Here is a 21835-nt window from a genome sequence, read left to right as displayed (position 1 = left end):
GATTCAGTGGCAGGGCCGGGGCTTCGTTGTGCTTAGCGTTTTGCTTGGCTCCGGTTGGGCTGGTGCCGGTTGAGCTCTAGCGCCCGCGTCGGGTCAGAGCCACCAGGGCCACGGCGAGCACCACGAGCACGCCCGCGCCGATCAGGAACCAGTTGATGGAGCTGCCCTCCTCGGCAGCAGCCTGCTCGGTTTCCTTCGGCTCCTCGGCCTTCTCGCTCTCCTCGATCTCGGTGTCGTTGGAGACCTTCTCGAAGCTCGGGCCCGGGATCTTCTCCCCCACCAGCTCGGTGGTGAGCTCGTAGGTGGCGGTGGCGTTCTTGTCCTGGCTGATGTCGCGGTTATCACCCGCGTGCAGGCTCTTGTTCAGGAAGATGACGATGTACTGCTCCCCGTCCAGCCAGGCCTTCCGGGCGCCAACGTCGCTCGGTTGTTCCTTCCCGTCGCCCACCATGTTGCGGTAGTTCACGCGGGCGGGGTTACCGAAGGCAATGGAATCACCCTCGTTGACCGGAATGGACTCCGGGTTCGCCGCCTTCTGGCGGGCGGAGTTCAGGACGTTGACGTCCAGCTGCTTGATCTCCGCGTAGTGGTCCTTCGGCGGCTCGCTGGTCACCTTGATTCCGCCGCGTAGCTGCTGGCCGTAGTCGGTCTTGATCTTGTAGACGTGCGCCTCGCCCGGGACGATGTCCGCAGTTACGGTCTCCTTGGCATCCGCGTTCAGCTCGGTGGCGTCGTCGAACCATGCGCCCGGGGTCACCTTGCGGGGCTCGCCGGCTGCGCTCGGCTCCTTACGATTAGCGTCCTCATCTTCAGCGAAGGGCTCTGGAACGTCCGAGAGATCTTCATTTTGCAGGCGCTTGATGGTGACCTCGGCAGGGATCTCCTGGCCCTTATACGGGCCGCTGGTGCGCACCACCTTGAAGCGGAAGTCCCCGGCGGGGCAGTCCTCGCCGGCCTGCTTCGTGGTCCAGGAGGCAAAGAAGGGGCCGTTGGAGTCGATGATTCCGGTGGCGTTGTCGTTGTCGAGGTAGCACTGAGCCTCGTCGACGTCGACCTTGATGGCGAAGTTCTTGCCGACGCCGAGCTTGCTGCCCTGGGACGGCGGCGGCATCGTGGCCACGCTGATCGCGAGGCGCTCCCCCTCCGCGATGGGGGTGGTGAAGTACTCGGCACCGTCCTCGTCCTCCTTCGCACCACCGGACTTCTCGCGCAGCGGGGTGGAGAAGAGATCGACGTCCTCCGGCACCTCGGCGGCCGAGGCCTCGTCGTCCCCGCCCTTAATCTCCGGGGCGTTGGACTCCGCGGTCTGGGCGGTGCGGGTGGCCAGAACCTTCATGGACTCGGCGAGGGACTCGGCGTCCTGGGCGTCCAGGTACTCGCCACCGCCGGCCTCGGCGATGCACTGCAGCTCCTTGCGGGCGGCCGGGTCGACCAGGAAGCCGACGGTGTTGATGGTCAGGTCGATGCCCTGCTTGTGCAGATCCTTGGCGACGTCGCAGACCGGCGGCGGGGCGCAGGTGTCCTCGCCGTCGGAGACCAGCACAATGGAACGCTCGCCCTCGTTAGGCAGCTCCTTGGCGGCCTGCTTCAGGGCCGGACCCATGGGGGTGTGGCCGGAGGCGTTGACCTTGTCCACCTCACCAGAGATCTTGCCCGCGTTCCCCTTGCCCACGGGCAGCAGGGTGGTGACGTCCTTACAGCCGGCCTCTCGCTCCTCCGGGGAGTTGCCGACCTTGGTGCCGTAAACCATGAAGCCCAGCTCGGATTCCTCGGAGACGGAACGGGAGAAGTTCTTGGAGGCCTCCTTTGCGGCGTCCAGGCGGGTCTGGCCGCCCGCGTCGCGGGCCATCATGGAGCCGGAGGCGTCGAGGATCAGCATGGTCGGCGGGATGTCCTTGGCTTCCGCCGCGGCTTGTGGCTGCCCGAAGGGGACGACGATCCCGGCCAGAGACAGCAACAGCGCGATGGCAAAGACCATCGCGCTGCGGTGCTTAACGCTGCTGCGCACCCGGCCGGAAAGACCGGTGCTGTGCTCGGGGCGGGCCGTTCCTGCGGGCGCCAAGCTGGCTTCCCGTGGCGTTGCATGCTGGTTTCTCGCTCGCATGAGGTTGCTTCCTTCCCTTACTTTGGTTTCCAAAGTTAGCAGGAAGCAGCCACCCACCCCTGGGGTTTTTATTTAGTTTTTCGGTCCCGTTAGCGGACTATTCACCCTTCTTGACGGTGATCGTCCAGCCAGCCTCGTCAGTCTGCTCGAAGTTCGTCACCTCGTGACCGTCGGTGGCCGCCCAGCGCGGGATGGCGTCGGTGGCCTGGGTGCAGTCGAAGTCGATCTGCAGGGAGTCGCCGACCTCCAGCTGCGCGATGGCAGCCTTGGCGTCGATCAGCGGGAAGGGGCAGACCGCGCCGAGGGAATCCAGCTTGTAGGTACGGTCCCCGACCAGCTCCAGGCCGGTCGTGGTGCCGGTGTTTACGGACGTCGACCCGGCGGCCGTCGCAACCTGCGGACGCTCCAGGAGGGCCACGCCGGCGGTCTGGAAGCCGTACTGCGCGCCGGCGGACTGCAGGTCGGCAGCCTCTGCGGACTGCGCGGCCGGAGCTGCGACGGTCGGGGTAGCGTCAGCCTTCGGGGTGTCCTGCTTCGGCTGTGCGCTCTGGCCCGGGACGGCGTCGGTGGGCTTGAGCCACAGCTTGGCTGCCGCCCAGATACCGATGGAGATGAACAGCAGCGCGACCCAACCCTGGTAGCTGAACAGGGAAGTCTGGACCATGCCGTTGCCGACGGTGCAGCCGCCGGCGGCGGAGGCGCCGACGCCCATCAGGATGCCGCCGACGACGGAGCGCACGGCCTGGTTAGCGGACGGCAGGCGCAGGCGGAACTCACCGGAGGCCTTGGCGGCAAAGAATGCGCCGACCAGCAGGCCGAGGACCAGCAGCACGCCCCAGTCCACGGTGTCCTCACCGCTGATGAGGAACTTGGAGAGGTTGGAGGACGGGCTGGTGATGCCGAGGCCGTCGTTGCGGCCGGTGGCTGCGGAGAGCGGCCACGCGATCACGCCGAGCACACCGATGATTGCTGCGGTTGGGTAGAAGTGCCAGGGCTTCTCCGCGAGGATGTGTGCCAGGCCGGTCTTCTTCGGCTTCAGGGTGGCCATCTTCGGGGCGGCTGCCTCTTCGGCGAGGAAGTGGCGGGTCAGGAAGGCCACGCCGATGGCGAATGGGATCACCAGCCACCAGACGGAGATGCCCAGGGAGGCGTTAATGGTGGTCAGCGGGAGGGTCCAGCTGCGCAGGCCCTCGTTGAGGGAGTTCAGCGCGCCACCCTTCATGGCAGCAGCACTACCCGCGTAAAAGATCAGCGCCAGCCAGGAGCCGATGAGGCCCTCCGCCGAGCGGTACCAGGTACCGGATGCGCAGCCGCCGGCGAGCACGATGCCCGCGCCGAAGAGCAGACCGCCGAGGGTCACGGCCAGCGGGGCGAATTCCTTGTAATCCGGGGTAATGACCCCGGCGGTGGTCAGTGCCGCCAGGCCCACGGCGTGGACGGCGATGACGATAAGGAGGGCGGTGAATCCGCGCCACGTCTTGTTGAGGAAGATATCGCGGATCATGCCGGTGACGCAGAACCTGCCACGTTGCATAACCCATCCGAGTACCACGCCGAGCGCGAGGCCGGTGATGATCATGTGTCTCTCTTTTCTGTCAGTAATGAACCGATCTGTCTATGTATGAGCGAGAACATTAGTACCCCACCGGAAGTTTGTAAAGCGCAAAACATACCGAACTGTCTACATTGCACCCGACATCCCCCTATCTACGCAGCTAGGAAACCATAAAATCGCAACAAGAACAGCAGACCATGCGGTCTATACCTCGCCCCCATCAAGCGCCACCCGACACCCACCTGATAGCTCTACCCGGCGCCACCGAGAGCCCCACCCCTCGCAGCCCTCCCCTAACGCCACCTCCCACTACACCCCTCACCGCGCGCCTAAGCCCAGTCCCCACCCTGTGCGTTTTGCAGAGTTTGATGTCGCTTTTCCCTCAATTTCCGGCATCAAACTCTGCAAAACACACAAGGCGGCCATATGACGGGACTCGCGTGGCGGCGCCGCACACACTGCTCGCGCGGCAGGCACACGACACTGGCGGAGCATCCGCCGCACCCCCGCTGCGCGCCGCGACAACCCAGCCACCCCTCCACCCGCCGCATCAACCCAGCCACCCCTCCACCCGCCGCATCAACCCAGCCACCCCACCCCACTGATCCGTTTTGCAGAGTTTGATGTCGCTTTTCCCTCAATTTCCGGCATCAAACTCTGCAAAACACACACGCCACCCGCAAAACGCACACGCCACCCGCAAAACGCACACGTCATCCGCAAAACGCATTCGCCATCTGCAGAACGCGCGCGGTGCTGGCGCGACACAACAAGGCCGCCAGTCGCCTCGGCGCCACACCGAGCCGGTCAACCCCTCCCTCGCGGCAGAGCCCCCGCCCGCCCGCAGCCAGATAACGGAAGCCTTTTTTAATAATCCCCACCTATTGTGGCTTGCAGTATTTAAAGGTTGTGCTATATTAATGAGCAGAAGCTACGGCAGCGAAGCCCGCCGCAGCTAGGTACCCTTAAATAGTGAATGCCCACCCCGGGAATTCCGCAGGCCACGACCGGCCTGCGCGCCCGGTCACCACAGGGCAGACAATTCAAGCGACAATGCAGGAAGGAAGTTCCTATGTCTCTGATCAACACTGAGATTCTGGATTTCAAGAACCCGGTTTTCCACAACGGTGAGTTCTCCGAGGTCAGCAAGGACGACGTCCTCGGCAAGTGGTCCGTCTTCTTCTTCTACCCAGGCGACTTCACCTTCGTCTGCCCGACCGAGCTCGGCGACCTCGCAGACCACTACGAGGAGCTGCAGAAGATGGGCGTCGAGGTTTACGGTGTCTCCACCGACTCCCACTTCGTCCACAAGGCTTGGCACGAGTCCTCCGAGGAGGTCGGCAAGGTCAACTACCCGATGATCGGCGACTCCAACGGCGACCTGACCCGCAACTTCCAGAACATGCGCGAGGGCGTCGGCCAGGCCGACCGCGCGACCTTCCTGGTCGACCCGCAGGGCATCATCCAGTACATCGAGCAGACCGCCGAGGGCATCGGCCGCGACGCTTCCGAGCTGGTCCGCAAGATCAAGGCTGCTCAGTACGTCGCTGAGCACCCAGGCGAGGTCTGCCCGGCGAAGTGGGAAGAGGGCCAGGACACCCTGACCCCGGGCATCGACCTGGTTGGCAAGATCTAGCCTTTAGCTTCCAGATCTTTTAAGCGGCTCAAGCTCGCAGCCGCAAATGCTAAGGGCGGGCGGGCAGTGCGCCCGCCCGCCCTTTCCTTTACCCTTCGCCGCACACCTCGCGGCATCCCAAAAATCCTCATAAATCAACGCCCACACCGGCCCGCATGACACACAACGCCTTGAAGGAGGCAGCTAACCATGGCCAAGAAGCTCCTAGATGACAACCTGAAGGCCCAGCTCAGCCAGCTGGTCGACCGCATCACCGAGAAGGTCGAGCTCGTTTACTCCCTCGACGACCGCAGCCAGTCCGCAGACCTCAAGCAGCTGCTCGAGGACATCGCGGCACTCTCCGATAACATCACCGCCCGCCAGGACGACGAGCTGCACGAGCGCAAGCCTTCCTTCACCATTCAGCGTGCAGGCAGCGACGTCGGCGTCAGCTTCGCGGGCATCCCGATGGGTCACGAGTTCAGCTCCCTGGTGCTGGCACTCCTCCAGGTCGGCGGTAACCCGATCAAGGAAGAGCAGGACCTCATCGACCAGGTCGCAGCCCTGGACGGGGACTTCGAGTTCACGACCTACATGTCCCTGACCTGCCAGAACTGCCCGACCGTGGTGCAGGCACTGAACGCGATGTCCGTCATCAACCCGCGGATCAAGCACACCGCGGTGGAAGGCTCCCTCTTCCAGGACGAGGTCAACGAGAAGGGCATCCAGGCCGTCCCGACCGTCTACCTCAACGGCGAGGAGTTCGCCTCCGGCCGCATGGACATCCAGGACTTCGTCGCCCGCCTCGACGACGGCCACGCGGAGCGCGAGGCTGCGAAGCTCAATGAGAAGGAGCCCTACGACGTCCTCGTCGTCGGTCAGGGCCCGGCAGGCGCGACCTCCGCGATCTACGTCGCCCGTAAGGGCCTGCGCGTCGGCCTCGTCGGTGAGCGCTTCGGTGGCCAGGTGCTGGATACCCAGTCCATCGAGAACTACAGCTCCGTCCCGAAGACCGATGGCCAGTCCTTCGCGGCGAACCTCGAGGCGCACGTCAACGACTACGAGATCGACGTCATCAAGGCGCAGTCCGCAACCGGCCTGACCCCGGGCAAGGACGGCGAACTCAGCACCGTCCACTTCGGCGAGAACGCCTCCCTCAAGGCCCGCGAGGTCATCGTCGCCACCGGCGCGAACTGGCGACTCATGGGTGTGCCGGGCGAGGACGAGTACCGCAACAAGGGTGTCTCCTTCTGCCCGCACTGTGATGGCCCGCTGTTCAAGGGCAAGGACATCGCCGTCATTGGTGGCGGTAACTCCGGCATCGAGGCCGCCATCGACCTCGCCGGCGTGGTCAACCACCTCACCGTCCTGGAGTTCGCAGACACCTGCCGCGCTGACGACGTCCTCATGGACACCCTGCGCAGCCTGAAGAACGTCGACATCGTCACCTCCGCGGCGACGAAGGAGATCATCGGCAATGGCAAGGAGGTCACCGGCCTGAAGTACGAGGACCGCACCACCGGTGAGGAGAAGACCCTCGAGCTTTCCGGCCTGTTCATCCAGATCGGCCTGCTACCGAACACCAAGTGGCTGGAGGGCTCCGGCGTGGAGCTGAACCAGATGGGCGAGATCGTCATCGACGCCAAGGGCAAGACCAACGTGCCGGGTGTCTACGGCGCTGGCGACTGCGCCACCGTGCCGTTCAAGCAGATCGTGATCGCCACGGGTACCGGTGCGACCGCCGGCCTTTCCGCCTGGGAGCACAACGCGATCGGCTAATCTCCGCTGCTAAGCCCCCGGGTTACTAAGCACTCACCCCGGCTCCGCCGCAATGGTGGCGCCGGGGTGTTGTTCTTTCTACAGGTGGTTCTAGTGGACTGGGCCTTCGGTGTCTACGCAGACGGGCACCTGCCAGCTATGCAGCTGCCAGGGTTGGCCTCGCGTGCTACCAGCCCGCCCGCGGCAAGCCCCCTAAGCACGAAAACGGCCCCCACCCAGCGGGCAGGGGCCGTCGTATTGAAGGCGTTAAGCGCTTAGCTCTTGGCAGCTGCGATGCGCTGCTTCAGCGCCTCGTGCTGCTCCCAGACCTCGGCCGGAACCTTCGGGCCCAGGAACTTCAGCCACTCCTCGTTGGAGGCCACGTCGCGGTCCCACTCCTCTGGGTGGACGCTCAGCGCCTCGCGGATGTCCTCCTCCGGCTCGGAGAGGCCCTCGGTGTCGAGGTCCTCGAAACGAGCGGTGTAGCCAACCACGGTCTCGTCGGCCTCGACGCGGCCCTCGATGCGGTCGACAATCCACTTCAGGACGCGGGAGTTCTCGCCGAAGCCCGGCCACAGGAAGCGGCCATCCTCGCCGCGGCGGAACCAGTTGACCAGGAAGACCTCTGGCATCTTGTCGCCGCCCTTTTCGCCCATGTTGATCCAGTGCTGCAGGTAGTCACCGGCGTTGTAGCCGATGAACGGCAGCATGGCCATCGGGTCGTGACGCAGGGAGCCCACCGCTGCCTCGGCTGCAGCGGCGGTCTGGCCGGAAGCCATCGTCGCGCCGATGAAGGTGGCGTGGTTCCAGTCGCGGGCCTGGGTCACCAGCGGGACGGTGTCCGCGCGGCGGCCACCGAACAGGATCGCGGAGACCGGCACGCCGCGGTGGTCGTCGTACTCCGGTGCCGCGGTCGGGCACTGGGAGATCGGCGAGCAGTAGCGGGAGTTCGGGTGAGCGGCCTTGTCCTCGGACTCCGGGGTCCACTCGTTGCCCAGCCAGTCGATGAGGTGCTCCGGCTTGTTCTCCAGGCCCTCCCACCAGACGTTCTTGTCGTCGGTCAGGCCGACGTTGGTGTACAGGGTGTTGCCCGGCTCCATGGTCTTCATCGCGACCGGGTTGGAGGCGTAGTTGGTGCCCGGTGCCACGCCGAAGAAGCCGTTCTCCGGGTTCACGGCGTACAGGCGGCCGTCCTCGCCGAAGCGCAGCCACGCGATGTCGTCACCGACGACCTCCGCTCGCCAGCCCGGGATCGTCGGCTGCAGCATCGCCAGGTTGGTCTTACCGCAGGCAGACGGGAAGGCGGCACAGATGTAGTACGCCTTATCCTCCGGGCTGATCAGCTTCAGGATCAGCATGTGCTCGGCCATCCACCCCTCGTCGCGGCCCATGACGGTCGCGATGCGCAGGGCGTAGCACTTCTTGGCCAGGATGGCGTTGCCGCCGTAGCCGGAGCCGTAGGACCAGATCTCGCGGTCCTCCGGGAAGTGGGTGATGTACTTCGTGTCATTGCACGGCCACGGGACGTCCTTCTCGCCCGGCTCCAGCGGAGCGCCGACACTGTGCCAGCCCTTGACGAACTGACCGGTCTCGTCGATCTTCGCCAGAGCCTCTGCACCCATGCGGGTCATGATGCGCATGGACATCACGACGTAGGCGGAGTCGGTGAGCTCGATGCCCAGCTTCGGCTCCGGGTCAGAGATCGGGCCCATGCAGAACGGGACGACGTACATCGTGCGGCCGCGCATGGAGCCGGAGAAGTGCTGGCGCATCTCCTCGCGCATCTTCTCTGGCTCGACCCAGTTATTGGTCGGGCCGGCGTCCTCCTCCTTCTCGGAGCAGATGAAGGTGCGGGATTCGACGCGAGCCACGTCGGCCGGGTTGGAGCGCGCGAGGAAGCTATTCGGCTGTGCCTCCTCGTCCAGCTTGATGAGGGTGCCTCCCTCGACCAGCTGCTCGGCTAGCCGGTTCCACTCCTCGTCGGAGCCGTCACAAAATACGACGGAGTCCGGCTGGAACAGCTCTACGGATTCTTCGATCCAGTCCAGCAGCTCCTGGTTCTTGGTGGGTGCCTCGCCGACAAGCCCTCGGATGGTCATCGAATATTTTCCTTACGCTCGGCTAATTCTCTGGCTCAACACTATCGGTTCTGAGCGCGGATGTGGGGACCAGACTCACGGGTCAGCCGGAATTATCCACCTTTGCGTGGGCTACTCCAGCCGAGCCTGCATCCCCTGCCCCGGCGCGCTGAATCGCGCCGCGGCCGCTGAGGTGCTCATTCATACTGATGAGCGCTGATGCGCAGAGTTTTTCTTCACCCCCACACTAGCCCCACTCCCCCCGGTCCACACACTCCCACCGCCCAGCATTCCAGGTTTTGCTCACCTCATTGGGGGTAGATTCAGCCGCCCCCTCCACGGGCTCACCCATGTGATGTCTGTTTTCCGTCTCATCCGCCACCCCGTCAGGACGCCAGGCCGTCCACGTGCCGTCATAGGAGACGTTGCTGACGTAGTCCACGTGCCCGTCGCCGTCCAGGTCAGAGACGGTGGTGACCCCATCTTCGCCGGTGAATGTCGCAGAGTCTAAGCCCTGCGGGTTGGGGATGGCGTATTCCGAACCAGCCACGGAGAAGACCATGTCCTGCCTCCCCGCGGCACCCGGTTCCGCCGGTAGATGGGAAAAAATATCGCCCAGAAAATCCATGCTTTATGCCCCCGTTCGCAGCGCCAGCTGCTCAGCCACCCGCGGAATGTTCATGCGGGTGATCGTCTCTGTTACTTGTGCGCCCCAGGCTTCCTGCAGCATGCGGAAATCCGCTTCTCGTTGGGCCTGGTCGATAGCCCGCTGCTGCGCGCTGAGCCGGAACCATCCCAGCGCCACCGCCGCGAGCAGCCCCAGGCTGAGCCCCAACCACGGGTACCCTGCCAGCCGACCCACCGCGAACAGCAGGCCGACCGCCCCCAGTACTCCAGCTGCCAGAGTGGCCAGTTGCGCGGCACGGCCGGGCACTTCCACCGGCTTGGCGGCCGGCGGCAGCGCGGTATCCACCGGCGGGCACAGAACCCCTTGGCTTAAGACCGCAACCCGCAGCTCCGCAAGGAAGCGCCGGTGGACCAGCTCGCGGCCACCTGAGCCAGGCTCCCCCAGATCCGCAGCGGAGCACCCCTCCCTGATGAAACGTTGCATCCGCAGCCGGATCGCGACGCGGACCTGCTCGAGGCGCTGCTGATCCGCCCGGCGCGCCGCCAGCTCCCACTGTTTAGCGTCCACGTAGAGCCGGTCGATCAACCGCTGTAGACCGGCGACGTCCTGGGAGCCAAGCACATGAACCCCCGGGATGTTGGGCCAGCGGTGATCGCTGAGCACCGCGACCACCCCGATGTTGCGGGCGACAGCCTGGACGATCTCCACGGCATCCTCGGTGGGCTCCCCCGCGACAGCGACGACCCCGTCGATGTCCTTCCCAGGCCCCGCCCCCGGCACCGCCCGCACCCCGGTGAGCTGCTCGGCGACCTTCTTCGCCTCGGCCTCGTCCGGGCCGATCACGGCAATAGTCTTCATCTTTCCCCCATTTCCCCGGGCTTGTCCCGGGCTCTCCCCCATCGCCTTAGGCCCCGGGCGGCGTACCCCACGCCGAAACTCCCGGAAAACCAGACCATCTGCAAGAATGATGACGATGACTAGCTCCAATAATTCCCCACAGGACGACCACCAGCAAGCCCTTTCGGAAGAAAACTCCGCACCGGCGACGGAAGTTACCGGAGGCACCGGCAGGCGCCCACTTCAGACGGTGTTCAACGACGGCCGCGACTACCCACGGCTATCCAGCTTCGCCTTCCGCCGCGGCACGCTCACCGATAACCAGGAGGCCACCTGGGAAGCCAACTGGCCGCGCCTAGGCAAGGAGCTCGACGAGCAGGTCAACGAGCAGTACATCGACCTGGATGAATGGTTCGGCCGCCATGCAGACACGATCGTGGAGATCGGCTCCGGCACCGGCACCTCCACCGCCGCGATGGCCCCGCTGGAGACCGATAAGAACATCGTCGCCGTCGAGCTCTACCGCCCCGGCCTGGCCAAGCTCGTCGGTGCGGTCAGCCGCGAAGGGATCGAGAACATCCGCATGATCAAGGGCGACGGCGTGGAGGTGCTGCAGCGCATGTTCCGGCCCGAGTCCCTGGCCGGGGTGCGTATCTTCTTCCCGGACCCGTGGCCCAAGGCCCGCCACCACAAGCGCCGCATCGTGCAGACCGGCACGCTGCACCTCATCGCCAGCCGGCTGCGCCCGGGCGGCATCCTGCACATCGCCACCGATCACGCGGAGTACGCCGAGTGGATCGACGAGCTCGTGAACGCAGAGCCGCAGCTCGAATACATCGGTTGGCCCGAGGAGCTCGCCAGCGGAGCAGACGACGGGCGCGGCCACCTCGGCCAGTTGGTGGACCGCCAGCTGCTCACGAAGTTCGAGGACAAGGGCCTGCGCAAGGAGCACACTATTAAGGAATACCTGTGGACGAAGAAGTAGCCGCTCGTTAGTCTTCCCTGGGAAATAGCTCCTAGGGACGCGGGGTAACCGGTGGTAGTTTGGATTGATCCCTATTCCAGATTTTTCTTAAGTGGTTTTCTCACCGCTGACAACGTTTCATCACAATTTATCCCGCATATGACTAGTCCTTCTTCTTCCGGTTCCGGCACCACCGTCGGGGAGCAGCATCGCTCCTACGGTGCCGCCACCGAGACCCGCCCCACCCTCCTGTTGGTGTGGGATGCCCCGAATATCGACATGGGGCTGGGCGCGATCCTGGGGGCTCGCCCCACCGCCGCCCACCGTCCCCGCTTCGACGCGGTAGGCCGCTGGGTCATCGACGAAACCCAGCAGCTCAACGAGGACTTCGGCCTCAGTGGCGAGGAGCTCATCGAGCCCGAGGCGACCGTCTTCACGAACATCACCCCCGGTGGCGCTGACGTCGTCCGCCCTTGGGTGGAAGCCCTGCGCAACGTGGGCTTCGCGGTCTTCGCCAAGCCCAAGATCACCGAGGAATCGGACGTCGACGCCGACATGCTGGACCTCATCCGTCGCCGTCACTCGGAGGGCATTCTCGACGGGCTGATCGTCGCCAGCGCGGACGGCCAGAACTTCCGGGAGACCCTGGAGGAGCTCTCCGAGGACATCCCCGTCACCGTCATCGGCTTCCGGGAGCATGTCGCCTGGGTGCTGGGCAACGAGAAGCTGCGTTTCGTGGACCTGGAGGATATCCCCGGAGTCTTCCGCGAACCGCTGCCGCGCGTGAGCCTGGACAACCTGCCGGACGAGGGCGCTTGGCTGCAGCCTTTCCGCCCGCTGACTGCGCTTGCCGAGCGCAGGGACAACAACCACCACAACCCTTCGGAGAACAACTTCCATGTTTAGCGCTTGGGGAAATTTCGCCTACCGTTTCCGCCGGGTCATCCCGCTGGTCATCATCGCGGCGGTGCTCGCGCTCTTCGCGACCGTGGGCACGCAGCTGGACGACCGGCTGAGCCAGGAGGGTTGGGACGACCCCGGCTCGCAGTCCACCCGGGCGAAGGAGATCGAGGAGGAGATCTTCGGTCGCGATGACTCGGGCGACGTGATTCTGCTGGTCACGGGCGACAAGCCGCAGTCGGTGACCACCCCGGAGGTCAAGGAATCGCTAACGAAGCAGCTGACCGCCCTGGAGGAGAAGTACCCGGATAACATCCGCACGATCAACTCCTACTGGGCCAACGGGCCACGCCAAATGGCCACCCCGGAGGGCGACGCCGCCTTCGCTTCCCTGGCGATGAAGGGTGAGGACGAGGACGTCCTGAACAACCTGCGCGCCATCGAGGATGACCTGGCCAAGATCGAGGTGCCGGGACTGAGGACGGAGATCGCGGGTCAGACCGCGGTGGCCGGCGCGCTGGATTCCGGCATGTCCCGGGACATTTCCCGCGCCGAGATCTACGCCCTGCCGGCGGTCGGCGTGCTGCTGCTCATCGTCTTCGGTGGCGTGATCGCCGCGCTGATGCCGCTGCTGGTGGGCGTGCTGTCCATCCTCGGCTCCCTGGGCGTGCTTTCCCTGCTGGCGGCGGCCACGCAGATCAACGTCTTCGCGATCTCCGTCGTCACCCTGCTGGGCCTGGGCCTGGCGATCGACTACGGCCTGTTCATGGTCTCCCGCTTCCGCGAGGAGCTCGCCGAGGGCAGCGACGTCCCCACCGCGGTGCGAAACACCACCGCGACGGCCGGCAAGACGGTGGTCTTCTCCGCGGCGATGGTGGCCGTCGCGCTCTCCGGCCTGCTGATCTTCCCGCAGGCTTTCCTGAAGTCCGTGGCCTTCGGCGCGATGAGCGCGGTCGGCCTGGCTGCGCTGCTCTCCGTGATGGTGCTGCCGAGCATCTTCGGCATGCTGGGCCACAACATCGATAAGTGGGCGGTGCGCAAGCACAAGACCCGCACCCGCGACGAGCAGATCAACACCATCTGGGGTCGCATCCCGGCCTTCGCGATGCGCCACTCCAAGGCCGTGACCTTCCTGCTGGTCGCGCTGCTGCTGGCCCTGACCGCCCCGATGGCTGGCATCAAGTTCGGCGGAATCAACGAGACCTACCTGCCGCCGAACGAGACCACTCGTGTGGCGCAGAATAACTTCGACGAGAAGTTCCCGGCCTTCCGCACCGACCCGATCAAGCTCGTCATTCAGGGCGATCAGCAGGCGGTGGCCCAGGTCTACCGGGAGGCCAACGACATCACCGGGCTGACTGGTCCGTTCCGCGTCACGCAGCCGACGAAGGACGACACGACGGTGCTGTCCACCGGCATCGCCGACCGCGATGACTACAAGCGCATCGTCGAGGAGCTGGAGGACCTGAATGCCGAGGGCGCCGAGGTGCTGGTCGCCGGCACCCCGGCCATGGAGCAGGAGTCCATCCAGGCCCTGTTCGACAAGCTGCCGTGGATGATGCTCTACATCGTGGTGGTCAGTTTCGTGCTCATGGCGCTGGTCTTCGGCTCGCTGATCATCCCGGCGAAGGCCGTGATCATGAACGTGCTGGGCATCGGCGCGACCCTGGGCGTGCTGACCCTGCTCTTCGTCGACGGTGTGGGCGCGGACCTGTTCAACTTCACCCCGGGCCCACTGATGAGCCCGATCCTGGTGCTCATCGTGGCAATCCTCTTTGGCTTGTCCACGGACTACGAGGTCTTCCTGGTCTCCCGCATGGTGGAGGCCCGCTCCCACGGGGAGAGCACCGACCGTTCGATCCGCTTCGGCGTGGCGAATACCGGCGGCATCATCACCGCCGCCGCCCTGATCATGATCGTGGTCGCGGGCGCCTTCGGCTTCTCGGACATCGTGATGATGAAGTACATCGCCTACGGCATGATCACGGCCCTCATTTTGGACGCCACCGTCATCCGCCTGTTGCTGGTCCCGGCCGTGATGCACATGCTGCGCGAGGACAACTGGTGGGCACCCCGCTGGGTACAGCGGCTGTCCGAGAAGGTTGGTCACAACGAGCAGCTCGCCGATTCCCCGGTCGCCGTGGGTGCCGCCGAGCCGGCCCTGGTGGGTGCTGGCGCGCCTGCGGCGGCGGGTGCTGCTGCCCCGGCCGGTGGGGCCGCCACCGAGACCGCCCCGGAGCACTCCGGCCAGCGGGAGCCCCTGCCGGAACCGCTCCCCGAGGCGCACGCCGAAGATGAGCACGAGGACGTGGACGTCGACGGTGAGCGCACCGAGGATGCCGAGTTCGCGGAGGACGTCGAAGCTGCGGACGAGGACCACGCGGAGGACACGGACGACGAGGACGCGGCCGCCACAGATGCCGACGTCGACGCAATGACCACCGCCGACGTGGCATCCGAGGCAGACGTTGAGACCGACGTCGAGGGCGACGTCGACACAGACAACGAGGCTGCTGCTGAGCCGACTGTTGCACCGGAGGATGAGAACTCCGGGCAGCGCGGGCGCACCGTGCCCTTCGAGCAACTCATGGCGGAGCTGAGACGTCGTGAGGAGGGGCGCCGTGAGGAGGGGCGCCGCGGGGAGGGTCGCCAGGACTAGTGCTCGCCAAGACCTCCGCCTTCCTCCGCTCCCCCCTCACCCGGATCGCCATCTCGCTGGCGGTGCTCGTCGCCATCGCGTTCATGGCGCACCGCCACTTCGGCTTCCTGGAAAACGGGTGGGAGGAGCTCAAGGCTGCTGATAACCGCTGGCTGCTGCTCGCCGTAGTGACCGTCCTGCTGTCGATGTTCGCGCAGGCGGAGGTCATGGTCGTGCTGCTGCGCTCGGCGGGGATCAAGGTCCGGCGCCTCTCAGCCAATGTGCTGGGGCTGGTCGCGAATGCTTGGTCTGCATCCCTTCCCGGCGGGCCTGCCATCTCCGTGGCGATGATTTTCCGGGAGCAGCTGAAGTGGGGCGCCACGCCGGTGATCGCTAGCTGGTACATGGTCTTCTCCGGCCTGCTCGCGGGTGCGGGCATGGCATTGCTGGGCATCGGCTCGGTCTTCTTTCTTGGGCTGAAGGTCAATCCACTCACGTTGGCTGTTTCGCTTGTGGTGTTGGTGGTGTTGGCGTCCTTAACGAATTGGGCCGCGCGCAACCCCAAGAAGGTGGAGGACTGGCTGATCGCCCGACTGCGGGGCTTCAACCGCTGGCGTAAGAAGCCGGAAGATCGGCACGTGGAACAGCTCGCGGGATTCTCCGAGCAGCTTGCGACGGTGGAGCTGCCGCTGCCGAAGCTCGCACTGGCGATCAATTGGTCTCTGCTGAACTGGATCCTGGAGATCATCTGCCTATTGGCCTGCACCTACGCGGTGGGCGCTAAGGCGCCGATCGCCGGAGTGGTGCTGAGCTTCATCTCCGCCAAGTTGGTCGGCCAGGCGCAGATCACCCCGGGCGGGCTGGGCCCGGTGGACATCGTGCTGACCAGTACCCTCGTGGCAGTTGCAGGGCTGACCTCCGGGCAGGCTTTCGCCGCCGTCATTGTCTTCCGCATGTTCAGCTTCGTCGGTCTCGTGGGGCTGGGTTGGATCATCTTCCTCGTGGCAAAACTGCCCAACCCCCGCGAGCTGGCACCAGGTGCCGCGGCCGACGACCAGAAGGCAGCATCCGAGCCCGGCCCCACCTCCGGCTAAGCTGAGGGCATGTCTACTGCCCCGCACAATGCTGCTGCCCCCACCACCACCGCGCCAACCTCCGGCGCTCTCGCGCCCGTACTGGATCTTCTGGCGCTGCTGATCTTCGCGCTGCTCGCGCGCTTGGCCCACGACGACGGCTCGGGCTTCAGCGTCCTGCGCTGGCTGGACACCGCCTGGCCCTTCATGCTGGGGGCGGCGATCGTCTGGGTTATCCTGCGCGCCACGGGGGCGGGTGCGGCTGGATTCTCGCTGCGCACCGGGGTCTTCGTGTGGCTGGGCAGCCTCGTTGCTGGACTCGGCATTTGGGGTATCCGCAACGCGGCGGTCCCCCACTGGTCCTTCATCCTGGTGGCCACGTTGATGTCCGCCCTGCTGCTTTTCGGCTGGCGTGGCATCGCCCGACTCCGGACGCGGAAGAGCTAAAAACTTTCCGCCCTCTCTCAATTTTTTAGGGGAAATCTTCGCGAAGTTTGCACGAAACTTAGTTTTGCGCGCCTAGTGTGCTGGGACATGGGACACACAAGGAAACTTCGATTCGCAGGAATTCTGGGTGTCGGCCTGCTGGCATCCGGGGGAATGGGCGTCGCCATGGCCGAAGGCGGGATCTCCGCCAACCTGGCGCTGTCCAACACCATCTTCAACATGGACGTCGGCGGTCTGGACGCGGACGGCTTCTCCCTCTTCGTCGATTCCGACAAGCTGGCCAATGGCGAGGAGACGGTCTCCCGCATCAAGATGACCAAGGCCCGCGTGTCCGACGTGTGCATGTCCGCACCGATCAAGGTGCCGGGTATTGGGGAGAAAAAGTTCCAGATGCTCGTGCCGGGCCAGAACATGGAAGCCGAGAACATGATCATCGGCGCCCCTGATCTGAGCGGTGGCATGACTCTGGTCAAGCCACAGATCGGCATCGATGCGAACCAGGTCGACAAAAACGCTGCCCCCGGTGCGTGGGGTATCGCGGCCGAGAAGCTCATCTCCGATGGGCAGACCATGCACGCGACTTCACTGTCCGCGGACCAGCTGACCGCGGCGGGAAGCAAGATCACGCTGGAGAATCCAGATGACGCAGAGTGCTAACGGTGCAGCGGCGGAGGCGGCAGCCACCGACGCGGCGAGCACCGGTGGCACCCCCGTGACTGAGAACAAGGAGACCCAGGAGCTGCCGACCACAGCAGATACGGGAGTAGACGCCACAGCAGGCGAGAATGGAGACGAGGCCACGGCGAGCCAGCGCCGCTCCGGTTTCACCCAGTGGCGGCGCAGCCGTCCATTCTTCGCCGGGCTGCTGATGCTGCTGGGCGGGGTCGTGATCCTCACCCCTGCGTATCTCTCGCTGGAGGTCTCGAACATCATCATCCAGGTCTCGACGATCTCGGGGGTGTCCACCTTCATCATCGGCGCCCTGCTGATCGCCTGCGGGCTGATGACGTGGTTCGGGGGCGGGAGCCGCATCCTCACCGGCGTGGCTGGCATCATCCTGGGCATCGTCGCGCTGCCGACGTCAAACTTCGGTGGCTTCATACTCGGCACCCTGCTGGCCCTGGTGGGCGGCGCCCTGGCGCTGTCTTGGACGGATTCCTCCAAGGAGGAGCTCGCCGCGCGGCGGGAGGCCAAGAAGCAGCAGAAGGCGGATCGGGCTGCCACCGAGTCGGGCACGACCTCCGGGGCCAGCAATTCCACCGCTGTTGCGGTTCTCGCCGCCGTCACCACGACCGGACTGGCCGCGGGTCTGACCGCTACGGCGGGAGCCCCACCGGCGCAGGCGCAGCTTGAGCTGCCGAAGTTCCCGGAGCTGCCGGGCGCCCCCAAGGCCCCTGGGACGGCGAAGCCCCCAGCACAGCACCAACCTGCCTCGCCCAAGCTGCCAGAAGCGCCGAAACTTCCGGATCCACCAAAGGTGCCTGGCCTCCCGAAGCTCCCGGAAGCGTCCAAGCTGCCGGAAACACTCAAGCTCCCGGAGATCCCGGAGGAGTACGAGATGGATCTCACTCCCCCAACCCCCATCGAGGGCTTGCGGGGAATTCCGGGCAACACCTTCCAGATCACGACCGACTCCACCGCGCTGCTGGGCAATATGAAGCTCTCCCTGATCACGCTGGAGACCCAGCAGGGACCCAAGCCCGCATTGCGCATCGACGCGGACAAGGCCGTCCTGCAAAACCTGGCCATGGAGATGCCCGGCCAGTCCGCGGGACCAATCTGGCAGCGCACCGGCCCCGGCAAGACGAGCGTGCTGAGCGGCAACTTCCACATCATCGTGAGCAAGTTGACCATCACCCCGGAGATCGCCGGGGTGAAGACAATCCCGATCACCATCGACGCTTCCTGGGCACCGGAGGAGATCAAGAAGGAAGCCGCGAAGATGGGGCTCGGCCAGCCCGATGCGCTCTCCGAAAAGCTGCGGATGCTGGACGGCACCATGGATGCCTACGTGGTCTCCTCGGACCGCATCGACCTACCCAAGGGCACCTCGCTAGCACCCTAAGTGCATAATTAGTGGCATGAGCCACACAGAGAATCACGCGACGGAGGACGTGAATCCAGAGACAACGGCGTCGGCCGCCCGGGAGGGGGCGGCCGGCGCCGCTGGCGTATCGAGGGGGCTCACACCAACCGATCCCGGCTACAAGCGGGCACTGATCGGCGCGCTTTTCGCGGGGTTGGCGTCCTTCAACGCCATGTACGTCACCCAGGCGGTCCTGCCGAGCATTACGGCGGACTTCGGCATCAGCCCCACCGTCGCTGCGCTCTCGGTCTCAGCGACGACGGGGGCGCTGGCGCTATCCGTCATCCCCGTCGGGATCCTCTCCGAGCGGCTGGGACGCTACCGCATCCTGCAGATCAGCGTCATGGCCGCCACCTTCTTGAGCCTGCTGGTGGCCATCGCGCCCGGGGTCGGCCCGCTGCTGCTCATGCGCGCCCTGCAGGGCGTGGCGGTGGCCGGCGTGCCCGCTGTGATCATGACCTACCTCGCCGAGGAGATCGACGCCAAACACCTGCCGCGGGTAATGGGCTTCTATATTTCCGGCACGAGCATCGGAGGGCTCTTCGGCCGCCTCATCCCCGGCGCGGTATTGGAGTTCGCAGACTGGCGCGTCGCGGTGCTGACCTCAGGCGGGGTCTCCGTCCTCATCGGCCTGGCGATGCTGGTGCTGCTGCCACCTTCGCGGAACTTCACGCCAAAGAAGATCACGGTCTCCCACGAGCTCGCCGCTTTCGCGGGCCACTTCCGCTCGCCGGTGCTGCTCGGGCTGTTCGTGCTGCCCTTCCTGCTGATGGGTGCCTTCGTCTCCCTGTACAACTACCTGGGCTTCCACCTGATCGGCGAGTACGGGCTACCAGAGTCCCTGGCCGCCGCGGTCTTCGTGATCTATCTTTCCGGCACCTGGTCCTCCGCCCGGGCGGGTCGGGCCGTGCAGGCCTACGGGCAGGGGCGGGTTCTCACCGTCTCGATGGTGCTGGCGCTGGCCGGGTTGTTGCTGATGTTCATCCCGACGGTCTGGCTCACCGTGACCGGCGCGCTGCTGTTCACCGCCGCGTTCTTCGCCTGCCACTCCGTGGCCAGCGGCTGGGTGAGTGCCGCTGCAAAGAAGGATCGCGCCGAGGCCTCCAGCACCTATGTGCTGAGCTACTACCTGGGTTCCTCGCTGCTGGGTGCGCTCTCCGGTCAGTTCTTCGATATCAGCTGGGCGGCGCTGCTCGCTTGGCTCACCGGGCTCTACGTGCTGGCGCTGCTGATTACCCTCTTCGTTCACCACAAGGCCAAGCAACAGGCTTAACCTGGCGGTGCCCCGACGCCCCTCCAGGAAACGCACCCCCAGGGAGGAGCCTGCCCCTCCCCTAGCGCAGGCTTAGGGCTCGCCGTGGATGCGGGAATCCGGAAGCTGACGCGGCATGACCTTGCCAGTCGGGTTGTACGGCAGCTCGTCGACGAAGACGACATCCCGGGGCACGGAATGCTCGGCGAGCTTCTCCAGAACCCAGTCCTGAACGGCCTTCTTCGTGAGGCGCCGGCCGGTCTCGTCGTCCTCCCGGACAATCCACACGGCCAAGCGAGCGAAGGTGTCTTCGTCCTCCACGCCCTTGACGAAGAGGTCGCGGATGCCCGGCATGGGCTCCAGCACCTCGGTGACGGACTTCGGGTAGACGTTCTCGCCGCCGACGATGATCATGTCGTCGTTGCGGCCCAGGACGTATAGGCGACCGTCCTCGGTGAGATAACCCTTGTCGCCGATCTCCAGCAGGCCCTTTTCGATCACCATCTTGTCGCGGACGTTGGTGTACTGCTTCATCGTCATCGCGCCGCGGCAGAAGATGCGGCCGACCTGGCCCGGGGGCAGCTCGTTGCCGTCCTCGTCCAAAATCTTGATGCGCACGCCGGTGACGGCGCGGCCCGCGAGCTTCGGATCCTCCGCCAGCTCCTCCGGGGTGGTCATCACGCAGGAGGAAGCCTCGGTGGAGCCGTAGAAGTTCGCCAGCACCGGGCCGAACTTCGCCTGGACCGCGCGGATGAAGTCCGGGGTCATGGCGTGGCCGGAGGAGATGATCATCTTCACGCTGGAGACGTCATAGTCCCCCTCCTCGGCGACCCGCAGCTGCTCCTTGAGGAAGATCGGCGAGGTGATGATGCCCTCGATCTGGTAGTTCACAAGATCCTCCATCGCCTGCTTCGGGTCGAAGATACGGCGCAGCACCACGGTCGCGCGGTGGGCGATGATGAGGTTGATATTCGCCCAGCCCCAGGAGTGGAACATCGAGGCGGACATCTGCACCATCATCTTCGCGCGCCACGGCACGCGGGTGACCAGCGCGCGCAGCGGGGTTGGGATCAGCGGCTCCCGAATGGCCACGCCCTTCGGCGTCCCGGAAGTACCGGAGGACATGATGATGATGTGATCGCGCTTCGGGAACAGGGGCAGCTTCTCAGCTTCCGCGCTCGGGGCGGTATCAATGAGCTGCTGGAAGGTCGGCCAGGAGGCGTCCCGCACCTTCGGGTTGCCCAGGTCCTCGGCGTGCCCGATGATGATCTCGCAGTCGCCGAGGTCCTCCGGCAGGCGCTCGGCGAACTCCTCGTCGATGTACAGCAGGTCCAGGTCGTGCTCCACCATGGACTTAGCCAGCTGCTCCGGGGAGCTGCCGATATTCAGCAGGAAGATCTTGGTGCCAACGAAGCCCTTGGCGCCGATGGCATAGATGATCGCGCGGCTATTGCGGCACATCACGCCGACTCGGTCGCCCTTGCCCACTCCGCGGCTCTGCAGGGAGCGGGCCAGGGCCTGGACGTCGTCCAGCATCTCACGGTAGGTGCGCTGCCCCATGTCGTCGATGAAGGCCAGCTGATCCGGGGCGTGGAAAGCCGCGTAGCGCATCTGGCGGGCGGTGCTGAAGCCGTAGCGGGCGATGCCCTCCAGGAAGGCGAGCTGGCCACGCACGCCCCCTCCCTTGGCGACGATGTCGGAGCGCAGCACCGGGATCAGCCCGCGCCCCACGGCAGAGACCTCGGTGGCGAGGCCCTCTGCCGAGTACTTGAGGTTATTCGCGAGCTTCTTGATCTGGCTCAGCGGAGACTGCGTCGTCATATATTTCCCATCTAGTTGGCCAATTGTTTGGACCCAAAAAATTACTATGGATACTACGCCGAAAACAACACGAGCGCGG

16 protein-coding genes are annotated in these 21835 nt (G+C 65.3%); 10 read left to right on the top strand and 6 right to left on the bottom strand.

The features are described 5' to 3' along the window. Positions 1-76 precede the first annotated feature (76 nt). Positions 77-2104, bottom strand: a complete 2028-nt coding sequence (locus tag CU_RS00910; RefSeq protein WP_012359443.1) for a vWA domain-containing protein — start codon at positions 2102-2104, stop codon at positions 77-79. A gap of 97 nt (positions 2105-2201) precedes the next feature. Further along, on the bottom strand, positions 2202-3683 hold the full coding sequence (locus tag CU_RS00905) for a YeeE/YedE thiosulfate transporter family protein (RefSeq protein WP_012359442.1): 1482 nt from the start codon (positions 3681-3683) through the stop codon (positions 2202-2204). Between the two features lie 1048 nt (positions 3684-4731). Here CU_RS00905 and ahpC point away from each other — a divergent pair. Together ahpC and ahpF are read left to right on the top strand one after the other, a co-directional pair. Next, positions 4732-5295, top strand: coding sequence for an alkyl hydroperoxide reductase subunit C (gene ahpC, locus CU_RS00900; protein WP_012359441.1), 564 nt, complete (start codon positions 4732-4734; stop codon positions 5293-5295). 189 nt (positions 5296-5484) lie between these two features. Continuing rightward, positions 5485-7053, top strand: coding sequence for an alkyl hydroperoxide reductase subunit F (ahpF, locus tag CU_RS00895; RefSeq protein WP_012359440.1), 1569 nt, complete (start codon positions 5485-5487; stop codon positions 7051-7053). 254 nt (positions 7054-7307) lie between these two features. On the opposite strand, the gene CU_RS00890 is transcribed toward ahpF, so the two are convergent. The 3 genes from CU_RS00890 to CU_RS00880 form a co-directional block, all read right to left on the bottom strand. After that, positions 7308-9131, bottom strand: coding sequence for a phosphoenolpyruvate carboxykinase (GTP) (locus CU_RS00890; RefSeq protein WP_012359439.1), 1824 nt, complete (start codon positions 9129-9131; stop codon positions 7308-7310). 226 nt (positions 9132-9357) lie between these two features. Further along, the gene (locus CU_RS00885) at positions 9358-9738 is read right to left on the bottom strand and encodes a DUF6802 family protein (RefSeq protein WP_012359438.1); all 381 of its coding nucleotides are present in this window, start codon (positions 9736-9738) and stop codon (positions 9358-9360) included. A gap of 3 nt (positions 9739-9741) precedes the next feature. Continuing rightward, positions 9742-10596: a hypothetical protein gene (locus tag CU_RS00880; RefSeq protein WP_012359437.1), complete on the bottom strand. Its 855-nt coding sequence runs from the start codon at positions 10594-10596 to the stop codon at positions 9742-9744. A gap of 115 nt (positions 10597-10711) precedes the next feature. Between CU_RS00880 and trmB the strand changes: the two genes are divergently transcribed. From trmB to CU_RS00840, 8 genes are all read left to right on the top strand, one after another. Beyond that, positions 10712-11560, top strand: coding sequence for a tRNA (guanosine(46)-N7)-methyltransferase TrmB (trmB, locus tag CU_RS00875; protein ID WP_012359436.1), 849 nt, complete (start codon positions 10712-10714; stop codon positions 11558-11560). A gap of 138 nt (positions 11561-11698) precedes the next feature. After that, a complete protein-coding gene (locus CU_RS00870) occupies positions 11699-12445 on the top strand; it encodes an NYN domain-containing protein (protein WP_407919454.1) in 747 nt (248 codons plus the stop codon). Continuing rightward, on the top strand, positions 12438-15098 hold the full coding sequence (locus CU_RS00865; protein WP_012359434.1) for an MMPL family transporter: 2661 nt from the start codon (positions 12438-12440) through the stop codon (positions 15096-15098). The genes CU_RS00870 and CU_RS00865 overlap by 8 nt, the downstream gene beginning before the upstream one ends. Beyond that, positions 15098-16171: a lysylphosphatidylglycerol synthase transmembrane domain-containing protein gene (locus CU_RS00860; RefSeq protein ID WP_012359433.1), complete on the top strand. Its 1074-nt coding sequence runs from the start codon at positions 15098-15100 to the stop codon at positions 16169-16171. The genes CU_RS00865 and CU_RS00860 overlap by 1 nt, the downstream gene beginning before the upstream one ends. A 9-nt stretch (positions 16172-16180) precedes the next feature. Next, entirely contained in the window at positions 16181-16597 is a 417-nt protein-coding gene (locus CU_RS00855; RefSeq protein WP_012359432.1) for a DUF3054 domain-containing protein, read from the top strand. An 87-nt stretch (positions 16598-16684) separates the two neighbouring features. Continuing rightward, the gene (locus CU_RS00850) at positions 16685-17254 is read left to right on the top strand and encodes a DUF6230 family protein (RefSeq protein WP_012359431.1); all 570 of its coding nucleotides are present in this window, start codon (positions 16685-16687) and stop codon (positions 17252-17254) included. Beyond that, entirely contained in the window at positions 17238-18662 is a 1425-nt protein-coding gene (locus CU_RS00845) for a DUF6114 domain-containing protein (RefSeq protein ID WP_012359430.1), read from the top strand. The genes CU_RS00850 and CU_RS00845 overlap by 17 nt, the downstream gene beginning before the upstream one ends. A 16-nt stretch (positions 18663-18678) precedes the next feature. Next, complete coding sequence (locus tag CU_RS00840; RefSeq protein WP_012359429.1) at positions 18679-19956, top strand: MFS transporter; 1278 nt, start codon at positions 18679-18681, stop codon at positions 19954-19956. Between the two features lie 72 nt (positions 19957-20028). Here the strand turns inward: CU_RS00840 and CU_RS00835 are convergent, their stop codons facing one another. Next, entirely contained in the window at positions 20029-21756 is a 1728-nt protein-coding gene (locus CU_RS00835) for an acyl-CoA synthetase (protein ID WP_012359428.1), read from the bottom strand. Positions 21757-21835: the final 79 nt, after the last annotated feature.

The organism is Corynebacterium urealyticum DSM 7109, from assembly GCF_000069945.1.
Classification (GTDB): domain Bacteria; phylum Actinomycetota; class Actinomycetes; order Mycobacteriales; family Mycobacteriaceae; genus Corynebacterium; species Corynebacterium urealyticum.
The sequence above is the reverse complement of the archived record's forward strand: the minus strand, read 5'-3'. Positions and strand labels throughout refer to the sequence as shown.